Genomic DNA, 21,983 nt, shown 5'->3' with positions numbered 1-21,983 from the left:
TCGATGCTGCCGTTTTTCGTTGGATTACTTAATAGCGCGTTCGGCCTGTTGCTCCAGCCGATCAATCCGGCGGAGCGCAAACCAGCCCAGCACAAGAAACACGATCAGCAAGATCGGGCTGAGCATCGCAAGGTTTTGTTCAACCAGTTCGGACATCCCGGCCCCCAGACTATGACCCAGCCCGTAATAGAGCCCGACCCAAAGCAGAACTGATGCGATGCTAAGCGGCAGGAAGCGAATGAACGACATCGAACTCATGCCGACCGGGAACACCCCAAACGATCGCACCCCATGCGGATAGCGACACAGCAGGATATAGGCGACACCGTAATGCTCAAACAATCGCAGGGTCTTGCCCATCCAGTCTGACAGGGATTTGGGCAGCTTGCGGACAATCGTATCGCCGTATTTGCGAGCTAACCCAAAGCGCAACACATCACCAACAAGACCGCCCGCGATCATTGATGTAACCGCCGGTACAATCATCAGGCTTTCGGCCGCCACCAGCATGCCGGCAAACACCGGCAGGATGCTGGATTTGCTGACGCAATAGGTGAAGATCAGGATATAGACCAGATCCTGATGATCCTGAATCCACAGATTAATCGTCTCAAACACGGCACGTCCGCCTGCACTTATTGGATGGTGGTTCGCCTTCTAGGCCAAACCGGGCACGCTTGAAAGTGTGCCCGATCACAGTTGCGTTGATTACGCCAGTTCAAACCGGATTGACTGAGCGCCTTCCCACAGCGTCATCTTGCCAAGCTTTTCAAGGTCTTCGAGATTACTGGTGACCGTGATGAAATGGTTGCCGGCAAGCTGGCCGACCTTGGATGCGAAATGCACCCCGCCATAGGCCAGCAGGATTTCGGTTTCGCTGATCCCGCCGGGATAGAGGATGATCTGTCCCGGGGCCGGGAAGCTGGTGTGGTTTTCATAATCAACACCGAACTGATAATCGCCAAGCGGCATCCAGACACCCTCGCCGCTCCAGCGGACATGGACCGCCTTGCTTTCAAACGGCATGCGATCAAGGAACGCCTTGCAGGTATGCGGTGCCTTTTCGATTTCGAGCACCGCGTCAAAGGTGAAGGGACCAGCGGTAATTTTGATATTGGACATGATGTTTCCTATGAAATCAGGATGACCCAACCCAGCGACAGCGCCAGACTGATCAATGTTACGGGCACGCCAAGGCGCGCATAATCGATAAATGAAATCACCGTTCCGGCCTTTGCGGCCTGTTCAACGGCAATGATATTGGCAACCGAACCAACAATCAGGAAGTTGCCCGACAATGTCGAAAAAATCGCCAGCGCATGCAACATTTCCGTGCTCCATTCCGGCCCGAGTGAGAGCAACATCATCACCAGCGGCACATTGCCAATCGTATTTGACCCGGCCAGCGACACCCCGGCCAGAACACCCGGATGATGGATTTGCAACGTGATCAGGACATCGCGAAACAGGCTGGCAATCACGTCATTTTGCGCCATTGCGCCGGTGACGATAAACAACCCGCAAAACAGCGCCAGTAAATGCCAGTCAACCCGCCCCAGAACCTGATCGGTCGACAGGCGACGACTAAGCAGCAAGGCCCCCACGACCAGAAGCGACCAAAGCGCACGGTCTTCAACAAAGACAAAAATCGCGATCACGGCAATGGTCGCCAAAACCGCCTTGGTCAGGATGGTTTTATCAAGCGGGCAAACCGGTTGATCAACTGATCGCGCATTTGCAATTGCCCCCGCCGCGGCGGCATGTGTTTGCCCGCGCATCAAGGGGCTTCGCAAAATCACGACATAGACGACGCCAAGTGCCAAGAGTGCAGGCACAGCACAGGCCAGAACAAAGCCGACAAAATCAAGATTGCCAAACTCGGCAATCATCAGGTTTTGCGGATTACCGATCAGGGTGGCTGCCGATCCGGCATTGGCCGCACACGCCACCGCAATCACATAGGGTTTGGGATCAAGCCCGCGCGCAATCACCCCGGTAATCAAAACCGGCGTCACCGCCCAAACCACAACATCGTTGGTCAGAAAGGCCGACAGCACCCCGCACATGACGATCACCCCGGCCAGTAGCCCGCCCGGCCCGCATTTGAGCGCGGTGATCCGATGGCCGATCCAGTCAAAAAAGCCGCTTGCCGCATATTGTGACGACAGCACCATCAATGTCAGCAACACCGCAAGGGTGGCAAAATCAATCGACGCCAGCGCGCCATCGCGGTCAACCACCCCACTGATCAGCAAGATCACCGCGCCGAACACGGCAATGCCGGTGCGATTGATCGCAAGCCACGGCCAGCGCCCCAGCGCCATGCCGATATAGACCAGAACAAAAACAACGGCGATCAGCCAATTCATAAAATGCCCCCATGACCACGGCGACTGCCGCGTTTCGAATAATGGCTACAGCGCCGCCGGGAAACGGTCAATCGGCTTGATATTCACGTTCGGGTTATGCGCAAATTGCAATGCCCCATACCGAAATGCGCCAACTGAAATTCTTGCAAAGCCCGAACGCGGCCATTTGAGCCATTTTGTGCGTTGCGACATCAGTTCTTCGACGATCCTGCGATTGTTTCATGACAAAACGGGTGAAAATTTCACTTGCGCGGAAAAAGCAACGGGCGTACATGCGGACTTGCCCAAAGTCGCACGTGCCTGTGGTGGTCCTGCTTACTGGAACCCGTAGGACTTACTTAAAGCAACGACGGTGTAGGGCTTTTTTGGTCTCAGGTGGCGTCCAAATCCACCGACACTAAAGAGGCACACCATCATTGCCCACGTGCGGAACGGGAACTCCCCATTCCATAGCGAGGCAGACTTAACTTCGCAGTTCCGGTTGGCCCCGGGGCTAAACAGCACGCAAGTAGTCCGCGTCATTGCGCCTCCACCGCGCACACGCATCAGGTACATGCACGCTGCCATATCGTGGAATGGGAGAACGCCCCAATGGCAACTCAGCGTATTATTGATTTTCTCGCACAGAACCGCCCGGAAGGCCCGTGCCTTGTTGTTGACCTTGACGTTGTTCAGCGCAACTACGAAACCTTTACCCGTGCCCTGCCGAGCTCGCGCATTTTCTATGCGGTCAAAGCAAACCCGGCACCGGAAGTTCTGAGCCTGCTTGCCGATCTTGGCAGCAACTTTGACACCGCATCCGTCCCGGAAATCGAAATGGCGATGGCCGCTGGTGCAAGCCCGGACCGCATTTCGTTTGGTAACACCATCAAAAAAGAACGCGACATTGCGCGCGCTTTTGAACTCGGTGTGCGCCTTTATGCGGTTGATTGCGTCGAAGAAGTCGAAAAAATTGCCCGTGTCGCACCGGGTGCGCAGGTTTTCTGCCGCATTCTGACCGACGGCGTTGGCGCAGAATGGCCGCTGTCGCGCAAATTCGGTTGCGCGCCTTCCATGGCGCTCGAAGTTCTTCAGCATGCCCATCACATGGGTCTGGATGCCTATGGCGTGTCGTTCCATGTCGGGTCGCAGCAGTGCAACCTTGACGCCTGGGACACTGCCCTTTCCGAAGCATCCTCGATCTTCCGTACCCTGGCGGAAAAAGGCATTCACCTTCGCATGGTCAATATGGGTGGGGGCTTCCCGACCCGTTACCTGCGCGACATTCCGGCAACCGAAGCATACGGTGCGGCGATTGTTGATGCGCTTCACAACCACTTTGGCAATCACATGCCCGAAACCATTATCGAACCGGGCCGTGGCATGGTGGGTGATGCCGGCGTGATCAAAGCCGAAGTTGTTCTGATTTCGCGCAAGCATGCCGACGATCCGGTGCGCTGGGTTTACCTTGATATCGGTAAATTCGGTGGCCTTGCCGAAACCATGGACGAAGCCATCCGCTATCCGATCACCACGATCCACGATGGCGGCGAAGTTGCCCCGTGCGTTCTGGCTGGTCCGACCTGTGATTCGGCTGACGTGCTGTATGAAAAGACCCCGTATGACCTGCCGGTCTCTTTGACCATCGGTGACGAGGTTCTGATCGAGGCAACCGGTGCCTATACCACCACTTATGCATCTGTGGCGTTCAACGGCTTCTCGCCGCTTGCCGCCTACATCATCTGACCCCATTCGGGAAAGATAGGCCAATGATCACAATTGATCGCGAAGGCGCATATTCGCACATTGAACGCGAAAAGCTGCTTGATCGCGTAATGGGTCAGGCGCGGTTTCAGAAATCGTCTGAAATCCTGCGCCGTAATCGGCTTCCGGCGGACGGTCTTGCGTTTGTCGCCCACGACGGCAAACAAATGATCGGCACTGTCCGGTTGTGGAATGTCAATGCTGGCAATGCAGGTGATGCATTGCTGCTCGGCCCGCTTGCCGTCGACAAGATCTATAGCGGGTCCGGCGTGGGTGCCGGTCTGGTTTATGCCGCCCTTAATGCGGCACAGGCTGCCGGTCACCGTTCGGTTCTTCTGGTGGGCGATCCGGACTACTACGCACGCTTTGGCTTCCATGCGGCCCCCGCAAGCGGGCTTTTGATGCCCGGCCATTTTGACCGTCACCGGTTCCAGGCGGTCCATCTTGGTAATGAAGATGTTCTGACTGGCGCGCAAGGTATGCTTTACGCAACCGGCGCAATGACCCACTAGAACCAACATCAAGAATTCCCCCTTGAAATCCCGGTATGGCTAGCCCCCTGCCGGGATTTTTTTTATGTTCGCGCAGGTGACGCAATGCCGCACGCGGTGACATGTCGTGAAGGTCAGCAAACGCCAATGCTCTGTCGCCCTTTGGTCGGGTAAAATTCTATGTTCGTCCATTGCAATTAATGGCATACTCACCAAGTTGTAATGCATTGATGTTAAACTGATCTTTCTGGTCCGAAAACACACCAACCTCAGCCCGGATATGTTCGATGCTTAATGCTTTAAAGCTGGCCTTTTTTCGCCCTCAAAGCTTGCCCGTCACGTTTGCGGCTATGACCATTGCGCTTCTTGTCCTGGGCTTCAATTATTATGTGCATTTCCCATTGGCGCAGAATGCCGAACAGCGCGAGTTACGCACACTGTCGACCTTGCTTGATGGCTATGCCCGCCAGGTCGAAGAACAAATGATCGGGGTTGAAACAACCTTGACCGCGCTTGGCAGCATTGCCAATGACAATCGCTACTCCGCACGTGAAAAGCACCTTCTTCTCAAACAGGCGGCGGATGCGCTTGATATTGTTCGAGTGTTTGGCATTACTGACATAAACGGGCGGATCATACATTCGTCGCGTACTTTTCCTGCGCCGGACGTAGATCTCTCGGAGCGCGACTACGTCCAGTTCTTCTTAAGTGGTGGCGAAGCGCAACGTTTCCTCTCCGGGCCGGTCAAGAACCTTGTCGATGGCAGATGGCAAATTTCGCTATCACGCGCGATCCGCGCCCCTTCCGGAGAACTGGTTGGTGTGATTTCAACGGTGATTGATCCAGGCACGATGATTGACCGGATCGCCCAATCTGCAAACGAAGTCGATTACGTCACCTTACTGGATCGTAACTTTAACCTCGTCGCTCGGCAGCCAGCAAAAGAAGAGATGATTGGCAAGTCGATGGCCAATGCCGAGATTTATACCGATGTTGCCAACTCACCTGACGGTCACGTTGCCGAAATCTATGCCAACGTATTTACCGGACAAGTCAGGTTTGGTGTTGGCGAACGTGTGTTTCATGACAGTCTGGTAATTTCCACATCCCGACCCTACGAGTATGCCATGCAATATTGGCAGGTGTTCGCGTCTGGCATGACAATCGCATCCATCGTTGTCATGGTCTTTATGGTTGCGATTCTGTGGTTCATCCATCTGCGCGGCATCGCCACGCAGCGTTATAACGAGAAGCTCAAAACCATCAATAGCGAGCTTGAGATCGCCAAAAGCGACGCAGAAAGGCTGGCCAACATCAAAGACGATTTCCTGGCAAATATGAGCCACGAAATCAGAACACCGATGAATGCAATTTTCGGTCTGACACAGCTTCTCAAACGAACGCCGCTTGAAGAACAGCAAAAGGAATATGTCCGTCAGATCGGGCTTTCCGGGAAATTCCTGTTGGGCGTGATTGATGAAATCCTGACCTTCTCAAAAATCGAAGCAAATGAACTGATTCTGGATTCCGAGCCGTTTGTTCTCCCGGACGTCATTGATAATGTCGGGTCGATCATGTCGATGTCTGTCAATGACAAGCCGGTTGAAACCGTGATCAAGGTGGCACCGGATGTTCCGCGTTCGGTCGTTGGGGATTCTCATCGCCTTCAACAGATCCTTGTTAACCTGATCAGCAATGCGATCAAGTTTACCGAGTCCGGCTATGTCCGCCTCGAAGTGCGTAAAGAAGCAAGTGACGAGAAATCTGATCAAATCTGCTTCTCGGTTGTGGATAGTGGCATTGGCATCCCCGAAGCCCAGCAACAGTCAATCTTTGATCCTTTCACGCAGGCGGATGCATCCACAACCCGCAAATTTGGCGGCACGGGACTGGGGCTTGCGATTTCCAACCGATTGGCGCTGGCAATGGGCGGAAACATTACACTTCAAAGCCAGCCGGGCAAAGGATCAACCTTCACGCTTAAAGTGCCTCTCAAAGATGGACCAAGTCACATTGCGCCGCCGCTGAAATTTGATGATGAACATCAAAACATTCGGGTTTTGATCGTTGATGATCACGCGCAAACGCGTGAAGCTCTTCAAGCCATTGCTCAGTCCCTGTTTGTCGACGCAGACACGGCGGAAAATGGGAAATCCGCTATTGATATGCTCGTCAACGCGACAAAGCCCTATGACATTCTGATGATTGATTGGCAGATGCCTGAACTTGACGGCCTGCAAACCATAAAACGGTTGCCAGAAAGCAAGCTGGTAAAGATGCCATCCATTATTATGGTAACTGCTTATGAACGCGAGTTACTGTCACAAACAGCAGACGGTCACGAGTATGAACTACTGACCAAACCGGTCACCGGTTCGTCTTTCTTTAACGCTATAACTGCTGTCAGTGGCGCAAGCTCTGCTATTCGGCCCGGTAGTCCATCAGCAAGGAACATGGCGAATGAAACCCTTGATGGTTATGAAATTCTGGTTGCAGAAGACAATCCGATCAATCAGAAAGTCGCCAAGGATTTATTGTGCTCTTTGGGCGCGAATGTTCATTTGGCAGTCAATGGGGTAGAAGCCGTTGCCGCGATTGAAAACGGCAAGTTCGACATCGTTTTGATGGATGTTCAGATGCCTGAAATGACGGGAATTGAAGCAACGCAACGCATTCGTGCTACATATCCTGAGCTTGAACTGCCAATCATCGCACTGACCGCCGGCGTATTGGAAAATGAACAACAAAAATGCCGCGAAGCAGGCATGAATGATTTCGTCGGCAAACCGTTTGATTTTGAACTGATTGTTTCGAAAATTGTTCAGCACGCACCGCGCGCTCTCAGCGCAATTGATTTTGAGCCAACAGCACAGCCTGATGACCTTGCGGGGGCCACAACATATCAGAAGAGCCTAAAGGATGGATCACATAATGACTGGGCCGATGCCCCGTTGCATGATGAGAGCAAAGTCCACGGCCTGACTGCAGGGAACATGGATTTGTATGATCACTTATGCAGACTTTTCGAACCCCAAGCCCGTGACTGTCAGTTGAAAATCCGTCAGGCTTTAAAAGAACGTGATGCCAATACCCTGGGGGAGCAGTTCCACATCATGAAAGGATCGTCCGCCCAAATCGCCGCCAGTCGTATTACCGTTGCCTCGGGTGATCTTGAACGGCTCAGCAATGCTAATGATCTGGACGCTGTGGCAGAACTGCTGGAACGGTTCGATATCGTGATTGAAGAAACACTCTCAGTCCTGCGCACGCTCCAACAAAGAGCCTGAGTTTCAAGCTCGCGTAGCTCAGAACCATTGCACTCTGACCAAACCGGGTACGTCAACAACCCTACCAATGTAAGGTGGACACGAACCGGCTATACGTCTTCAAGATCCTTCTCAAGACGAGACAAAAACCGTTCAGATGCTGACAGTCGTGACTGGACCAGTTCATGGACACACGCAAGGACAGCCTTCTGTTCCGCTTCGCTTTGGTTTGCGTTGCTCAAAATCTGTAGTAATTCCTCTGCATGTTGTTTCGCACGTTGACCATCATCTGGCGCGCCGGCAATGGACATCATCCCGCCAAGCGCGCGAATTTCGCGCACCACATCCTCAAGCTGGCGTCCTGTCGGAACGCGTTCGATCTTCTTGAGAAATCGCTTTGCATCTTCGACAAATGTTCGAAGCGATTTGACATATCCTGACAGCCGCCCCTCAAAATGCTGGTCAATCACGTCAGTATTAAAGCCCAAAGCTTCGGCGACTTGCGAAACGTCAACCGACACCAGCTGTTTGGCCCGCGCACGACGGCTGCGACGTGCGTGTCCAACATGCTCGGACAAGGCCGAGGCAATCTCGCGCATCACGAATGGTTTTATGACGACGTCATTTGCACCGGCCTCAAGGCTTTTGTGATACAGCTCTGATGTGTTGTTTGCCGTCATCATCAGAATGGGGATGTCCTGATAACCTAGATCACGAATGCGACTGCACGCTTCATATCCGTTCAGATCCGGCATCTGGACATCCATTAACACGACGTCTATCTGATCACCACCGTTCTGAACCTTGCTGATGGCTTCATATCCCCCCGAAGCGCTGTGCACCTTGGCCCCATTACGGACCAGAAACTCCTTGGCAACTTCACGGTGCATCTGATTGTCATCCACAACCAGAACCGTATTACCCGCAAGCGGTTCGGCTTCAATCGACGGATCATTACCTTCAATGACCGGTTCTTGAACATGCGCCGTGGCATCGGCGACCGCGTCAAGTAACATCGTCAACGTAACCGGCTTAGTCAAAAAGCCATTTAGAACGCGCCCGCGGTCTTCGATATTTTTGGAAAGAAATGATCTGTTATGGGCCGAGATCATCACAATGATCGGCGTACTGCCGTTATCTTTCATCGCGCGGACTTGCTTACTTGTCTCCCAACCGTCCAAACCCGGCATACGCCAGTCAATCAGGATCACGTCATAGTTTTTCCTGACACCTTGCTGGAACCGGATCATATGCATCGCGGCTTCGCCAGATGCCGCAACATCCACATTCCAGCCGAGTGCTGATGTAAGTTGTTCGAACACCGCACGCGATGCTTCATTATCATCAACAATCAATGCCTGCAGGTTTTTAAGGTGCGCTGGAATAACAAGCCCTGAATTAAACTCATCTATTCCTTCGATGTTTGCCTGGAACAAGCATCCTGAATAATCCTGCCTCTGGTGACCGAGATACAATTCACCATCAATCCGCGAAGCAACACGCCGAGCAATTTCCAAATTAAGGTCAATGTCATTAACCTGACGTTCCCCAACCTGATCCTTTGTCAGCACTTCTATGGTCAAGACCGGCTTTGCATCAGTTTCATCGGAAAGTCTTACCCGGATTAGAACGGTTTTACCCCTGCCAGTACCCACCACATACAAAACGAGGTGATAAATCACCTTGGCCAGAAGTTCCTTATGATAGCGAATGGCTTTTTCGACACTCCGATCCGTATCAAACAGCACTTCGTTTTCTTCGATATCCTTGCGCAGTCCAAGCCCAAAGGCGACATCATTGAGCAACTCATCAAGGCCGAATGTCTGAAATCCACCATCTGAAACCGTTAGATCAAGTTCGAAGAAAGACACAAGTGAGTCCAAACAATCGACGGTCTCTCGATAGGTCTTTTGAATGCTGCCGATGTAACGCTGGCTTTCCCGATTTGGGACATTCGCGGCAATCAGATCAAGTACACCCAGCGCACTTTGGAACCGTGACCGCATGTCAAAGTTCAACTCGCGTAGTAGCAACTTGTCGTCATCAATCAAACGACTGGTGGGCTGGACACTAATTGATACCGGCTCATAGCTTGGCATATCGTCCGACTTCGCAGGCGTAATGACTACCAAGGCATACCGGTCCAAATGCGTGGCCGGTGTAAGTGCGACAATCAGCGCATTTACAGTTGTTTCTTCATGCCCTGCCAACAGCAGGGTTTGTTGACGGATTGACCACCAATCCCGGCTGTCGTCATCACCCTGCGTAAAAAACTCTCGATGAGGACGCCCTTGATCAGAAAACCCGAGCTCAAGGCCCTCTAAAGCATACCGGGATCGCTCAAACACCTTTTCGGCAAAGTTGTTGCACGCAATGATCAAGTGGGTTTCATCAATCACAAAGGCTGGCGCTGGAACCATGTCTACGCAAGTCGCCAGATCGGAATACCTGGTTGTCATTTCGGCGTCTTCAGGCTGACCCAACGCGAAGTTTCGACCACGCATGCTGGAATAGACTGACAGTCCCGCCAGAATCACAATGGCTGCAATCAGAAAATCGCTGGTCCCGGGCGAGAAGACAAGATGCGCAGCGATAGAAATCGCAGCCAATGCGACGGCCAAGGTCGCGATGACGATCCTGGTTTGCTTCACACAATTTGACATCTCATGCCCCCCCTCAGAGAACACAACCCATACATCATATAGCCACCGAAAAATTGTCTCCCTGATTCTATATGGCATTGTGCAGATCAATTAAAAGACACTCATAAGAATAGTTTAGCCTTGAACATTGAACGAATCGACTTTGCGTCTTTGAAATGAAACTTACCCCTATACCCAACAAAATGGCCGAGCATTTTCCAATACTCGGACATTTTGTTAAGGCGGATATGAAACGTCGTCGGCAATTACTGTTCGCAGGCTTTCTGCGACAACCAACCGACAAAGACACCATCTTGCTCAAGGCGTTCATGGCTAAAACACTTACCGTTTGGATACGCCCCATTCGCCGGAGTAAAACGTACGACGTCTTCGCCTGGGAGAATGTTGGTCGTGGTTTCGACCTGTTCGGTATGGACCGTGCCCATGCCATCAGACGGCACCAGACAATCATAACGCCCGCCACTGCCATTGATGGTGCGGACACCGACCATGCCATGATCCATCGGCCAGGCTTTCAGCACCGACACCAGATCACCGGGATTTTTGGCAAGGCAGGCGGTGATGGCGGGCATCATGTCATCGAAATAGCGCGTCCAGATACCATCGCCCTGTCTTTTAAGCTCGGCAACCGAGACCACCGGGAAATCACCCGGTGCAAGGGCAAGGCTTGCGGCCTCGACCGGCATCGATGAAACCGCACAATGGAAATCGCCCGACGGCGTTGTCCAGATTGCATCGGCCCCCTTGCCCCGCAATTCGTACATGTCATTGCCATAACCATATCCCGAACCGGTCGGCATCTGTGCCAGACTGATCGGTTCGCGTCCGCGCATTTCGACAATGGCGCGTTCCGCGTCATGATCGAATGTCACGGCAAAGCGGCTTTGATCATCGCAGATAAACAATTCCGGGCCGGTCATCGGATCCGGGGTGCTGTTAAGCTGGCTTAACATCGCCTCGATCCGGCTGAGTGCCACCTTGCTTTGCGACAATGCACCGCTGATTTCATGTTCATCGGGCTGGCTGGATGTGCCGTTGACGGTTTTGGTGCCACTTGAAAAGCGCCCCTGGGCGAAATCAAGTGTCAGGGTGTATTGCAGCGGTGCGTCGCTTTGCTCCCCGCCGTAATTGACCCGTTTGGCGTCCTCGGCAAAGCGCAGCAATTGACCGTTGCGGTAATAAAGTTTGACGTCGCTTGATCCGTAATCACCAAGGTCACGATGTTCATCAACCAGAAGCGGTTCGCCATCCGTCGTGACATAGGCCTTGTAGGTCACGGTGTGGTCCGATGCCGAATACTGGCCGGGAATGACGCGCATGTCGGCCAGTTTGGCCTCGATCGCTGCGATGTCGTCAGGCACATCCGATCCATCGCCGTTACGCGCACCATCACCCTGAACGCGCGGCACCTGGCGAACGACGATATCAACGTCGTTTGGCGCACCACGGGTCAGGACCGGGTAGCTTTGATCGTTGCGAAACAGAAGATCGCCATTGGCATTGACGATTTTGGCTTCGACCGCATAGCTGTGACGCGGCTCGATATCATCAAGATCATAGGGCAGGATGAAAACCATCGGCGGATTTGCCACCGGCTGGCGCAGCGATGCGATTTCCACCGATGGCGCGTCAGCACGCGAGACATCAAGCAACCGCACAACAAGGAAGGTATTGTCCGGCGAAAGTGCGATCCGTTCACGGTAACTGACCGATCCGGTGACGCTGTTGCTTGGTGATTGCAGGGCGGCACAGCCCGACAATATTGCGACAACGCCAAAGGCAATAAGCGCCCTTGCCCACATGGTTGCGGCGGTAACAGGTTTCATTTTAACCCCGGCTTGCTCGTATTTTTGGTGATGTATTCTGCCACCACATAATGGTGACGCCAAACATACTGAAAACCAAGGCCAAAAATGGGCAAATCGCGCCAATTACCCGATTTAGAGCACCCAAGGGGCTGTTTGGCGCGATTTGCACGTAAGGCGATGCAATCCTGACGAAAAAAGCCTAGCCGGTAAACGGGTGGCACAATTGGCCGGCGACTTCTGTGCGGATCGACAGCAGCGCACCTTCAAGCGGATTGCCATTGCCTTCCAACCCGACCGCGGCCGAGGTGATATAAAGTGTCTTGAGGTCCGGGCCGCCAAACACACAACTGGTCGGCTGGGTCACCGGCAGTTCGATGATGCGATCAACACTGCCATCCGGCGCAAAGCGGATCAGGCATCCCCCGCCCCACCGCGCATTCCAGATATAGCCATCGGCATCCATCGCCGAGCCATCCATATTGCCGCGATCCTGCGGGCCAAAGAAGACCTTGGGATTGGATGGCACACCGGTTTTCATGTCAAAGTCATAGACATTGAGCGTATTGGTGATGGTATCGCCAAAGAACATCTTTGTGCCATCGGCCGACCACAACAGCGTGTTGGAAATCCCGATATTTTCGCCAAAACGCGATGTCTCGCCGTCCGCCGTGACACAGTTCAGCGTCCCGGTGGAAATGGTGACCGGCAGGTCTTCGCCATTCGGCCCGATATTGTTTTGCATGGTCCCGATCCAGAAACGGCCCATCGGATCGACCCGGCTTTCGTTCGATCGGTTGCCCGGATGATCGCCATCGGGGGCGACAAACGGGGTGGTTTTGCCACTGTCCGGATCCAGAAAGGCCAACCCGTCAGCAAGGGCTACCAGAAGCCCGCCCTTTTGCCGCGGCACGATGGCGGCAACCGGCTGATCAAATACCCAGCTGCGCGATCCGCCGTCATCCGGGCGGAGCGCATAAGCCGTCTTTCCGACGATATCAACCCAGTACAGAACGCCATCGTCGGCGTCCCAATGCGGGCCTTCCCCCAGTGTGCATCGCAGATTTGGCAAAACGGTTTTTACGTTAGACATGGGTTCTCCCTGATCGCGGCGCGTCTGTTTTGGCGCCTTGTAATTGTATGACCATTCTTATCGCGGCAAACCGCCCGATGCGATCAAAATTATAAGCTTTCATTGCTAACCGGAATGATGCCCGCTGAAAAGTAATTTTATATGATGATTGGATCGGCTGCTTTAATTTTCCGCAGGCTGCAATCGCAACTCGGTTGCATTTAGAGAAAGTAATTGATAAGCATTCTCAGACTTTACAGCGCGCCTGCTTGCCGCGATCCGGCGATGGCGCAGTTTCCATTTCCCGGCGCATGAGTTTCCGTCCATGTTCGACCTGAAAGACGTCGCTTTCAAAAGTGATGGCAAAAAGCCAAAGACGCTGCTTGAGAACATCACGGTCGGCTTCCCGACCGGGGTGTTCAGCGCGATTGTCGGCCATAACGGATCGGGCAAAAGCACGCTGATCAAGCTTCTGGCGCGCAAAAACAAACCGGCATCCGGGGCCATCGCACTCGACGGACAGGACCTTGCCAATCATGGCACACGCGATTTCGCCCGCAAGGTCGCCTACCTTCCGCAAAACCCGGTTGTCCCACCGCATTTGAGTGTGCGCGAACTGGTGGCCTTTGGCCGCTATCCATGGCGCGGCGCGTTTGGCCGTTATCGCGACGAAGACCACGCCAAAATCGATCGGGCGATGGAACTAACCCACGTGACGGAGTTTTCCGACCGTCTGGTCGCAAGCCTTTCGGGCGGGGAACGCCAGCGGGTCTGGCTTGCCATGTTGCTCGCCCAGGATGCACCGGTGCTGCTGCTTGATGAGCCGACCTCGGCCCTTGATGTCGGTCATCAGCGCGACATTTTGCAACTGGTCGCCAACCTTAAGGATCAGAACAATCTGACCGTGATTGCCGTCTTGCATGACATCGACATGGTCGGGCGCTTTGCCGATCACATTCTGGCACTGCGCGGCGGGCGCACCCGCTGGCAGGGCACGCCGCACGATTTCATGAATGGCGATACGCTGCGCGATATTTTCCAGACCGATATCGACGTCATCAAACTCAGCAACCCGGACCGCTTCATAAGCTATGTCGCCTAGCTGCTTGCGCACGTCTCCACATCAACAGGGATCAGGGAAATCATGATATCAAAACCTTGGATTGGCAGCATTGCGGCGCGCCTTTTGCTTGTCGCCGGTACGCTTGGCGCATTTGCAACGCCCCAGCCCGTCATAGCCGGGGAAACCTTTACCCACGAGTTGGGTGAGATCAGCCTTGATACCCACCCGACCCGCTTTGCGGTTTCCAACTGGGCCCTGACCGAAAGCCTGATCGCGTTGGGCATTGATCCGGTGGCGATCCCGGAATCTGATGGATACCGTGCCTGGGTGGTGGAACCGAAACTGCCCGAAAGCTTCACCGACCTTGGCACCCGCCGGGAGCCGAACTTTGAAGCCCTGCGCGAGGCCAAGCCGGACGCCATCCTGATCAGCACCGATGTCGCCATGGCCCATGAAAAACTGTCTGGCTATGCGCCGACATTTGTCTATTCCATCTATAATACCGGCAGTGATGAGCCCGCGATTGACCGGGCCGAAACCCTGTTGCGCAATGTCGCCAAACTGGCCGGTAAACCGGACGCCGCCGAGGATGTCATTGCATCGGTCAATGCCCGGATTGGGGCCGCCGCCAAGCGCATCCGCGATCATGTCGGCGATGATGCGAAATTCGCTGTTGTTCGTATTCTTGATGAATCGCATTTCCGCATTCATGGCAAGACATCGCTGTTTGGCTCCGTGCTTGGTCGCATGGGTTTTGCCAATGCCTGGGACGGGGATGTCAATGGCTGGGCGTTTCATAATGGCGATGTGTCGGATCTGGCCAAAATGGGCGATGTGCAATTCGCCTATGTCGAGCCGATCGCACCGACCACACGCGAAACCCTGTTTAACTCCGCGATCTGGAAAGCGATGCCGTTTGCGCGCAACGACCACGTCCATGCCATCCCGGCAAGCTGGACCTTTGGCGGGGTATTGTCCGCGGCACGCTTTGCCGAATTGCTGGCCGATGCGGTTACGAATACTGACACCGCCGCAAGCGGTTCGTAAGGGACATCTGGCATGAACATCCTTCGCGCGCTTATCTGCCCGATTTTGCTGTGTGCTGCCCTGATCGGTGCACATGCGTCAACCGCCATCGCCGATCCGATCGAGATCGAACATGAACGCGGCATTTTGCGCCTTGATGCCCCGGCCACGCGGGTGGCGACCATCAACTGGGCCTTTACCGAAAGCGTCATTGCCCTTGGCCTTGATCCGGTCGCTATTGCCGACCCGCAAGATTACGTCGACTGGGTTGCCAAGCCTGATCTTCCAGACAACTTCGTTGACCTTGGCCAGCGTTCATCGCCCAATCTGGAGGCGCTCCGTGCGTCAAAGCCGGACCTGATCATTTCCGTGCCCGATCTCGGAATGTCGTATGAAAAACTGGCCGAGATTGCGCCGGTTCTGGAACTCAGACTGTTTGATGGCAAGCGCCCAGCCTTTGAAACCGCGCGCGAGGTGTTTGGCAAAATCGCCAAGGCCACCGGACGCGAGGAAGAGGCCAAAGCATATCTGGCCGATATTGATCAGGAATTGGTCAAGTATGGCGACCGCATCAAAACGGCCATAGGGCCCGATCAGACAATCAACGTTGTGTTCTTCTTTGATGAAAGCAATGTCGGGATCTTTGCCGATATCTCCCTGCCCGGTTCGGTGATGACAGCAATGGGCGTGCCGGTTGCCTATGACGGGGAAGTCAACAAGTGGGGCTTTGGCCGTGGCGGGCTGGAGATACTTGCCCCCTATGCCAAGGAAACGCTGGTCTATACCAATCCGGTGCCCGAAATTGTGCTTGATAAACTTCTGAATTCCCCGATCTGGAAGGTGATGGATTTCACCCGCAACAACCGGGTTTATGAATTACCGGTGGTCTGGGCCTATGGCGGGGTGCCCTCCGGGCTTCGTTTTGCCAAACTCCTGACCGAGACCATTGAAAACGGCCCGCAATAATGAGTAACTCGGCACTTCACGGCTCAGGCAGATCCGGCTTTCCCGGGACGCTGTCCATTCCAGCGATCCTGACAGGCATTCTGGGACTGTTGACCCTTGCCGTGCTGGTAATTGATTTCTGGCCGCATCTTGGCAATGGGCAGGTCACGCAGGCCCTGTTCAGCCCGGATGAAACCGATTTTGACCAGATCCTGTTTCATTACAGCACCCTGCCCCGCCTTGCGATGGCGTTTCTGTGCGGGGCGGGCCTGGCGCTTGCCGGTGCGGCCATCCAGACAGTTTTGCGCAATCCGTTGGCATCACCCACGACCCTTGGCGTCGGGGCGGGCGTTGAATTTGCCCTGACCCTGTTTGTCCTGCTGGCCCCGGCATCGCTTGCCATGTTTCAGGAGGCCTTTGCCCTTGCCGGGGGTTTGATTGCGCTGGCGGCGGTTTATCTGATTGCGGCCAATCGCGGCAATGCAACACTTTGGCTCATTCTCGCCGGGATGATCGTCAATCTGCTGTTGCAGTCGGGATCGCAGATCATCCTGCTGTTTAACGAGCAATATCTGCAATCGATCTTCATGTGGGGGGCTGGTGACCTGGCCCAGAATGGCTGGGAGGATACGCAGTTTGTCTGGCCGCGTGTGCTGATTGGCATGATTGCCATTCTGGCCCTGTCGCGCCCGCTTGATCTTCTCGCCCTTGGCGACGACACGGCAAGTTCTCTGGGCGCGAAGGTTACGGTTCTTAGACTGCTGATCCTTGGTCTTGCCGTTTTCATCACCGCTTCGGTGATTTCGGCCGCAGGCATGATCGGCTTTGTCGGGCTTGCCATTCCGGCGGCCCTGCGGATTGCCGGACTTTCGCGGTCGCGCGATTTGATGATCTATTCGGTTTTCACCGGTGGCTTTGCGCTGGTCGTGATTGATTTTCTGGTGCGCCAGTTTAACGAGTTTGGCGGCGATCCCTTGCCAACCGGGGCCGCCACCGCACTCTTTGGCGCACCGTTCATCATTTTCATGTTGCGCAAGGCGCGCATCATGCCCGGCAGTCAAAGCGACGATCATCACAGTGATCAACAGATCGTGTCCAAAACCGCCCTTTCGATTGCGCTTTCCCTCAGCCTTGTCATCGGTGTGGTGTTTTCATTGTTCGTCTCGCTGGATGGCAATGGTTTTGTCGTTCTGGGCTGGCAGGATAGTAATTTTGATATCCTGATCGGCCGTTCGGAACGGACCTTTGCCGCGATGATTTGCGGCGCCGCCCTTGCGGTTTCGGGCACGCTTATTCAGCGTGTCGGGCGTAACCCGCTGGCAAGCCCCGAAATCACCGGGGTCAGTTCGGCAACGGCCCTTGCCATGATCATGGCACTGGCGATTTTCGGATTTGGCCAGCGCGCGGAACTGATGGTGATCGGGGCCGCGGGCGGGATTGCATCGCTTTTCGTCTTGCTTGCCCTTTGTCGCAAATTCACCCACGCGCCGCATTACATGTTACTCAACGGTCTTGCGATGACCGCCATTTTGGGCGCGATTGTCCGCATTGTTCTGACCCGCGGCGGCACGCAGACATCGATGCTGATGTCGTGGCTGGCCGGGACGACCTATTTCACCAATATGGACGAGGTGATGATTGTTGCCGGTGTCACCGGTGTGCTTCTGGTGGTGGCGATTGCACTTCGTCGTCCGCTGGAACTGGCATCACTCGGCACGGATCAATCCGTGTCCTTGGGTCTTGGGATTTCCGGCTTCCAGTTTGCCATGATGCTGCTTGCTGCAATCTTGGCCGCCAGCGCAACCCTTCTTGTCGGGCCGCTCAGCTTCGTCGGGTTGATGGCGCCACATCTGGCGCGCGTGGCGGGATATCGCCTTGCGGGTGGTCATTTGCTCGGTGCTGTTCTGATCGGGGTCAATGTGATGATGATTGCCGAATGGCTGGCGCGTAACATGATTTATCCAGCACAATTGCCGACCGGCCTGATCGCCGCCCTGATCGGCACGAGCTACTTCCTGATCCTTGCGATCCGCAAACGGTGATCACAGGCGTCACGGCACTTCATGACGCCTGTCGAAATCTGGTCTGTTCGCGTTAGCCGTTTGGCGGGATGTAGTCGCCGTCAAACTTCAACAGATCATCCTTTATGTCATACCAGTCGGGCTTCGACGCCGTATGGATATGCACGGATGGGCGAATTTTCGGATCATCATCAAGGGCGGATGCCGCCACAACGTAAATGTCGCCCGAAGACAAATCACCCAGCGACGTGCCGCATTCCTTGCAAAAGCAGCGGTCAAACTTTGCGTCCGGCCCCTTATAGCGACCAATCACCTCTTCACCCGTCAAGATATGAAGATCATCCGCCTTGCCAATCACCACCGCGGAAAACACACCCGCCGCCTTGCGGCAGCGCGAACAGTGACAATAGCTTAGCGATGATGGTTCGCCGGCAATTTCGAACGTAACCTTGCCGCACAGGCAGCTTCCCTTGATCATTTTTAAATCCTGTTATGTGAGCCCTTCAAAAAGAACATAACATGAACATTTATCACATTCCAAGCCCGGATCTGCATTCAGGCCCCCGACCCGTTAGCGGTCCGACGGCGGCCAATCACGGGCAAGGGCAAATGCGGCATCAAGCGATGCAACATGTTTGACGGGGAATGGCAGCATCCGGGCAAAATTGCTTTGTTCCGGGTCCTCTTCATCGTGACGGTGAACCGCGCCATCGCCATGATGGTGCCCCTCATCGACGCGGATCAGGCCCTTGGCAAAGACGTTCAACCGGTCGCGGTTTTGCTTGAACCAGATGGCCGCCTGTTTGCGGATTTCGTGATCCTGATCGGCAAATCCCGCCACGCGGAAAATCAGAATGGCCGGATCGCGGCGGGCGGCCAGTGCCTCAAGTGCGGCAAGATAGGCCTTACCATCCGCATCACTTTGCCGATCAATCATTTCAAACAGGACGATATCCGGGGCCGGGTTGCTTGATCGAAACATACTGGTTTCCTTTACGCGCAAGAGCCCGGCGGAAAACCGCCGGGCCGTTAATGGGTCTATCCGATGGAGATGCCGTCATCAGAATTCGCGGCGATAACCGATCAATACAGTGCGGCCATGCCCGGCAACCGAATAGCCGCGAAGGGCGGTTGCCGCCGGATTTTCGTAGCTGGTATCAAAAATGTTCTCGATCCCGAAGCGCGCCGTCCCGCCCAGCAGCGGATAGTTGCCCGACAGGTTGAAGACAAGGCTCGGCTTGATCTTGGCATCTTCGATCTTGTAACGACCCGCCGTATAGGTCCCGTCAAAGCGCATGTTCAGATCACCCCAAACGTAGCTATCGACATAACCGGTAAAGCGGAACGGCGACGGGATGCGGTTATTGGGAAGCCAGCTATCCAGATCGCCGTCTTCGTTGGTGTCATAACGGCCTTCGACATAGGATGCCAACGCCCCGATATAGGTCTCGTCCGAGATGTCATATTCGCCGGTCAGTTCAGCACCGATGATGCGCTCCTTTTCCTGGCTGAGCTTGTTGTTGGTGGCATCATAATTGTTACCGAAGTCATTGGTGCTCATATAAACCGCACCCGTTGTACGGAAGTCAGCACCATCATACCGGGCTGCCAGTTCATAGGTTTTGACCTTGGAGGCTTGAACATCAATGTTGGCAAAGTTCAAAGGAACAGAGGTCCTTGGTTCACCCGCGCGACGGGTATAAGCGCCAACATCTGGCACTGAGAATCCTTCGCTGTAACTAAGCGATGTGTCGAACCGTTCTGTCCAATGAACCACTGCAGATGCATTGTAGGTTACTGCACTGTATGTTGCACTGCCTCCGGTGAAGTCTGCCGCCGCAATTGTCATCGCTCCCGCAATATAGTTGGGTCGCGTGAAGTCGCTTACCGTGAGGTCATATTTTTCGTAGCGGACGCCACCTGAAAGATCGAGATACTGCGTGATTGGCGCACTGAGTTGACCAAATAATGCGTAGCCTTCTTGCTCCATAGGAGCGCCGATATTGCGTCCACCTACGGTTTCGTATTTAACATCGTCAAAAGTCAGGTCGCCACCCCAGGTCAGGGTCAGGCCCTCATAAGCAGCATCAAGACCGGTGTCGGTCGAGAGCTTTGCCCCGTATTTTTTCGTATCAATAACCGACTGACCAAGCGGATCGACCACCGTTGGATTGTCCGCAAGCGCAATCAATGCAGTGTTGTATCGTGAACGTTCGGCACGAGCGGCTTGTTTGTAGCTGTCGTTGTAAAACAGCTTCAGATCACCTGTACCGATCTTGCCAAGGTCATATTCGTAACCGCCGGTGAAATACTGACTTTCCTCTTCGAGCGGCTGTCCATTGTAGGGATTATCGTAGTTCACCGAGACCGGGTCAGTGGTCAGATCTGAAAAGTATTCAATATCCTGACGGAACCGCACGACTTCCGAGGATAGAAACAGACGATGGCCTTCGGCAAGCGTGACACCCGCCTTGCCAAAGACATTAAGGTCCTCGGCATTATCGAACCCGCCCTGCCCGAGCATCGCATCCGAGGGCACCTGATTGCCGTAACCGTCATAGGCATTACCGGTTTTCGAACCGGTGACGCTGGCCGCCAGATCAACCGCACCAAAACCACCACTGCCCGAAAGGGTCAGCGAAGGCGAGAAGCTGTCGCCGATATCATCCGTGTAGCTTTTGGCATGGGCATCCAAGACAAAGACGTTTTTGCCGACTTCGCCGGTCTTGGTGATGATGTTGATGGTCGCCCCGGTTGCGCCATCGCCATTCATCGCGTTTGAGCCCGGAATGACTTCGATGCTTTCGACTTGCTGGATGTCGATCATTGAAAGGATACGGCTGCTGTTGCGTAGCGGCGTGTTGCGCGCAATCCCATCAACCAGCACCTGCACATCACGGCCACGGAAGGTTTCGGTGCTTGAGATCAGGCTTTGATCATCAAACATGAAGCCCGGCACATTGTTGCGAATGACATTGGTGATGTCGCTGCTTTTGGCGGATTGGGCTTCGATCTGATCAGGGCCGATCACCACAACCGACGGCGACATGGTGGCAATCGATCTGCGCGAACGGGTGGCGGTCACGACGACTTCGGGCAGGATCACCTGGCCCTGTGCATCGCCGGTGGTAGTCGTAAGAGGCTTGATGATGACGCTGTCATCAGAGACAAATTCAAACCCGTAACCGCTGCCCGAAAGCAAGCTTTTCAACGCCTCGCGGGCGGACATGTCAGCGGTCAGCGCACCACTTTCGATGCCAGAAAGATCACCCTGCACGACAAGCTGCAAACCAAACTGATCGGCAACCTGATCAAGGGCGGTGCGCAGATCCCCGGCGGCGACCGTTACCGGCTGTGCGGTGTCAGATGCGGTTTGCGCCAAGGCGTGCGGGACCGATGCAATCATCAGTGTGGCAAACAGTGTCGTCGTGCCCAAAAGACGGGACATTCCGAATTTTCTGGTTTCCCCAAAAGTCACGATATTCAAGTTCGAACCCCTTCGCATGAGAATAATAATGC

General features: G+C 54.4%; 17 protein-coding genes. 7 read left to right on the top strand and 10 right to left on the bottom strand.

The genetic code is table 11. The features are described from left to right. Nucleotides 1–24: 24 nt before the first annotated feature. The 4 genes from IT893_RS05150 to IT893_RS05135 all read right to left on the bottom strand — a co-directional run bounded on the left by IT893_RS05150 (nucleotide 25) and on the right by IT893_RS05135 (nucleotide 2,561). Nucleotides 25–618, bottom strand: a complete 594-nt coding sequence (locus IT893_RS05150; RefSeq protein WP_197147073.1) for a DedA family protein — start codon at nucleotides 616–618, stop codon at nucleotides 25–27. 90 nt (nucleotides 619–708) lie between these two features. Next, nucleotides 709–1,122, bottom strand: coding sequence for a DUF3830 family protein (locus tag IT893_RS05145; RefSeq protein ID WP_008890142.1), 414 nt, complete (start codon nucleotides 1,120–1,122; stop codon nucleotides 709–711). Nucleotides 1,123–1,130: 8 nt separating this feature from the next. Beyond that, nucleotides 1,131–2,369 (bottom strand): SLC13 family permease, encoded by a 1,239-nt coding sequence (locus IT893_RS05140; RefSeq protein ID WP_197147072.1) that lies wholly within the window; start codon nucleotides 2,367–2,369, stop codon nucleotides 1,131–1,133. Between the two features lie 45 nt (nucleotides 2,370–2,414). Continuing rightward, nucleotides 2,415–2,561, bottom strand: a complete 147-nt coding sequence (locus IT893_RS05135; protein WP_197147071.1) for a hypothetical protein — start codon at nucleotides 2,559–2,561, stop codon at nucleotides 2,415–2,417. Between the two features lie 399 nt (nucleotides 2,562–2,960). On the opposite strand from IT893_RS05135, the gene IT893_RS05130 reads away from it, so the two are divergent. The 3 genes from IT893_RS05130 (at nucleotide 2,961) to IT893_RS05120 (ending at nucleotide 7,890) form a co-directional block, all read left to right on the top strand. After that, the gene (locus IT893_RS05130) at nucleotides 2,961–4,094 is read left to right on the top strand and encodes a type III PLP-dependent enzyme (RefSeq protein WP_008890144.1); all 1,134 of its coding nucleotides are present in this window, start codon (nucleotides 2,961–2,963) and stop codon (nucleotides 4,092–4,094) included. Nucleotides 4,095–4,117: 23 nt separating this feature from the next. Beyond that, nucleotides 4,118–4,624, top strand: a complete 507-nt coding sequence (locus IT893_RS05125) for a GNAT family N-acetyltransferase (RefSeq protein WP_197147070.1) — start codon at nucleotides 4,118–4,120, stop codon at nucleotides 4,622–4,624. A gap of 329 nt (nucleotides 4,625–4,953) precedes the next feature. Next, nucleotides 4,954–7,890 carry a response regulator gene (locus IT893_RS05120; RefSeq protein ID WP_197147069.1) on the top strand — a complete coding sequence of 979 codons (2,937 nt, stop codon included), beginning with the start codon at nucleotides 4,954–4,956 and terminating at the stop codon, nucleotides 7,888–7,890. 89 nt (nucleotides 7,891–7,979) lie between these two features. On the opposite strand, the gene IT893_RS05115 is transcribed toward IT893_RS05120, so the two are convergent. The 3 genes from IT893_RS05115 to IT893_RS05105 form a co-directional block, all read right to left on the bottom strand. Then, a complete protein-coding gene (locus tag IT893_RS05115) occupies nucleotides 7,980–10,532 on the bottom strand; it encodes a response regulator (RefSeq protein WP_197147068.1) in 2,553 nt (850 codons plus the stop codon). Nucleotides 10,533–10,777: 245 nt separating this feature from the next. Next, a complete protein-coding gene (locus IT893_RS05110) occupies nucleotides 10,778–12,358 on the bottom strand; it encodes a YbaY family lipoprotein (RefSeq protein WP_197147067.1) in 1,581 nt (526 codons plus the stop codon). A gap of 181 nt (nucleotides 12,359–12,539) precedes the next feature. Beyond that, nucleotides 12,540–13,430 (bottom strand): SMP-30/gluconolactonase/LRE family protein, encoded by an 891-nt coding sequence (locus IT893_RS05105; RefSeq protein ID WP_197147066.1) that lies wholly within the window; start codon nucleotides 13,428–13,430, stop codon nucleotides 12,540–12,542. Between the two features lie 304 nt (nucleotides 13,431–13,734). On the opposite strand from IT893_RS05105, the gene IT893_RS05100 reads away from it, so the two are divergent. From IT893_RS05100 to fhuB, 4 genes are read left to right on the top strand one after another with little or no spacing between them, the layout of a single operon-like run. Next, complete coding sequence (locus tag IT893_RS05100) at nucleotides 13,735–14,511, top strand: ABC transporter ATP-binding protein (RefSeq protein ID WP_197147065.1); 777 nt, start codon at nucleotides 13,735–13,737, stop codon at nucleotides 14,509–14,511. Nucleotides 14,512–14,553: 42 nt separating this feature from the next. Beyond that, nucleotides 14,554–15,519, top strand: a complete 966-nt coding sequence (locus tag IT893_RS05095; RefSeq protein ID WP_197147064.1) for an iron-siderophore ABC transporter substrate-binding protein — start codon at nucleotides 14,554–14,556, stop codon at nucleotides 15,517–15,519. A 12-nt stretch (nucleotides 15,520–15,531) separates the two neighbouring features. Continuing rightward, nucleotides 15,532–16,464 carry an ABC transporter substrate-binding protein gene (locus IT893_RS05090; RefSeq protein WP_197147063.1) on the top strand — a complete coding sequence of 311 codons (933 nt, stop codon included), beginning with the start codon at nucleotides 15,532–15,534 and terminating at the stop codon, nucleotides 16,462–16,464. Continuing rightward, nucleotides 16,464–18,485 (top strand): Fe(3+)-hydroxamate ABC transporter permease FhuB, encoded by a 2,022-nt coding sequence (fhuB, locus tag IT893_RS05085; RefSeq protein ID WP_197147062.1) that lies wholly within the window; start codon nucleotides 16,464–16,466, stop codon nucleotides 18,483–18,485. The genes IT893_RS05090 and fhuB overlap by 1 nt, the downstream gene beginning before the upstream one ends. Nucleotides 18,486–18,537: 52 nt before the next feature. On the opposite strand, the gene IT893_RS05080 is transcribed toward fhuB, so the two are convergent. The 3 genes from IT893_RS05080 to IT893_RS05070 form a co-directional block, all read right to left on the bottom strand. After that, nucleotides 18,538–18,942 carry a GFA family protein gene (locus tag IT893_RS05080; protein WP_197147061.1) on the bottom strand — a complete coding sequence of 135 codons (405 nt, stop codon included), beginning with the start codon at nucleotides 18,940–18,942 and terminating at the stop codon, nucleotides 18,538–18,540. 93 nt (nucleotides 18,943–19,035) lie between these two features. Then, nucleotides 19,036–19,446 carry a hypothetical protein gene (locus tag IT893_RS05075; RefSeq protein ID WP_197147060.1) on the bottom strand — a complete coding sequence of 137 codons (411 nt, stop codon included), beginning with the start codon at nucleotides 19,444–19,446 and terminating at the stop codon, nucleotides 19,036–19,038. Nucleotides 19,447–19,524: 78 nt separating this feature from the next. After that, a complete protein-coding gene (locus tag IT893_RS05070) occupies nucleotides 19,525–21,912 on the bottom strand; it encodes a TonB-dependent receptor (protein ID WP_197147059.1) in 2,388 nt (795 codons plus the stop codon). Nucleotides 21,913–21,983 lie beyond the last annotated feature (71 nt).

The organism is Thalassospira sp. A40-3 (genome assembly GCF_015871485.1).
GTDB classification, from domain to species: domain Bacteria; phylum Pseudomonadota; class Alphaproteobacteria; order Rhodospirillales; family Thalassospiraceae; genus Thalassospira; species Thalassospira tepidiphila.
This window is presented reverse-complemented; position numbering and strand designations above follow the sequence as displayed.

Coding starts and splice junctions, on each gene's coding strand:
- IT893_RS05145 (WP_008890142.1), bottom strand. CDS start 1,122: ATGTCCAATATCAAAATTACCGCTGGTCCCTTCACCTTTGACGCGGTG.
- IT893_RS05100 (WP_197147065.1), top strand. CDS start 13,735: ATGTTCGACCTGAAAGACGTCGCTTTCAAAAGTGATGGCAAAAAGCCA.
- IT893_RS05105 (WP_197147066.1), bottom strand. CDS start 13,430: ATGTCTAACGTAAAAACCGTTTTGCCAAATCTGCGATGCACACTGGGG.
- IT893_RS05130 (WP_008890144.1), top strand. CDS start 2,961: ATGGCAACTCAGCGTATTATTGATTTTCTCGCACAGAACCGCCCGGAA.
- IT893_RS05070 (WP_197147059.1), bottom strand. CDS start 21,912: ATGTCCCGTCTTTTGGGCACGACGACACTGTTTGCCACACTGATGATT.
- IT893_RS05095 (WP_197147064.1), top strand. CDS start 14,554: ATGATATCAAAACCTTGGATTGGCAGCATTGCGGCGCGCCTTTTGCTT.
- IT893_RS05090 (WP_197147063.1), top strand. CDS start 15,532: ATGAACATCCTTCGCGCGCTTATCTGCCCGATTTTGCTGTGTGCTGCC.
- IT893_RS05110 (WP_197147067.1), bottom strand. CDS start 12,358: ATGAAACCTGTTACCGCCGCAACCATGTGGGCAAGGGCGCTTATTGCC.
- fhuB (WP_197147062.1), top strand. CDS start 16,464: ATGAGTAACTCGGCACTTCACGGCTCAGGCAGATCCGGCTTTCCCGGG.
- IT893_RS05125 (WP_197147070.1), top strand. CDS start 4,118: ATGATCACAATTGATCGCGAAGGCGCATATTCGCACATTGAACGCGAA.
- IT893_RS05115 (WP_197147068.1), bottom strand. CDS start 10,532: ATGTCAAATTGTGTGAAGCAAACCAGGATCGTCATCGCGACCTTGGCC.
- IT893_RS05135 (WP_197147071.1), bottom strand. CDS start 2,561: ATGTCGCAACGCACAAAATGGCTCAAATGGCCGCGTTCGGGCTTTGCA.
- IT893_RS05120 (WP_197147069.1), top strand. CDS start 4,954: ATGACCATTGCGCTTCTTGTCCTGGGCTTCAATTATTATGTGCATTTC.
- IT893_RS05140 (WP_197147072.1), bottom strand. CDS start 2,369: ATGAATTGGCTGATCGCCGTTGTTTTTGTTCTGGTCTATATCGGCATG.
- IT893_RS05075 (WP_197147060.1), bottom strand. CDS start 19,446: ATGTTTCGATCAAGCAACCCGGCCCCGGATATCGTCCTGTTTGAAATG.
- IT893_RS05080 (WP_197147061.1), bottom strand. CDS start 18,942: ATGATCAAGGGAAGCTGCCTGTGCGGCAAGGTTACGTTCGAAATTGCC.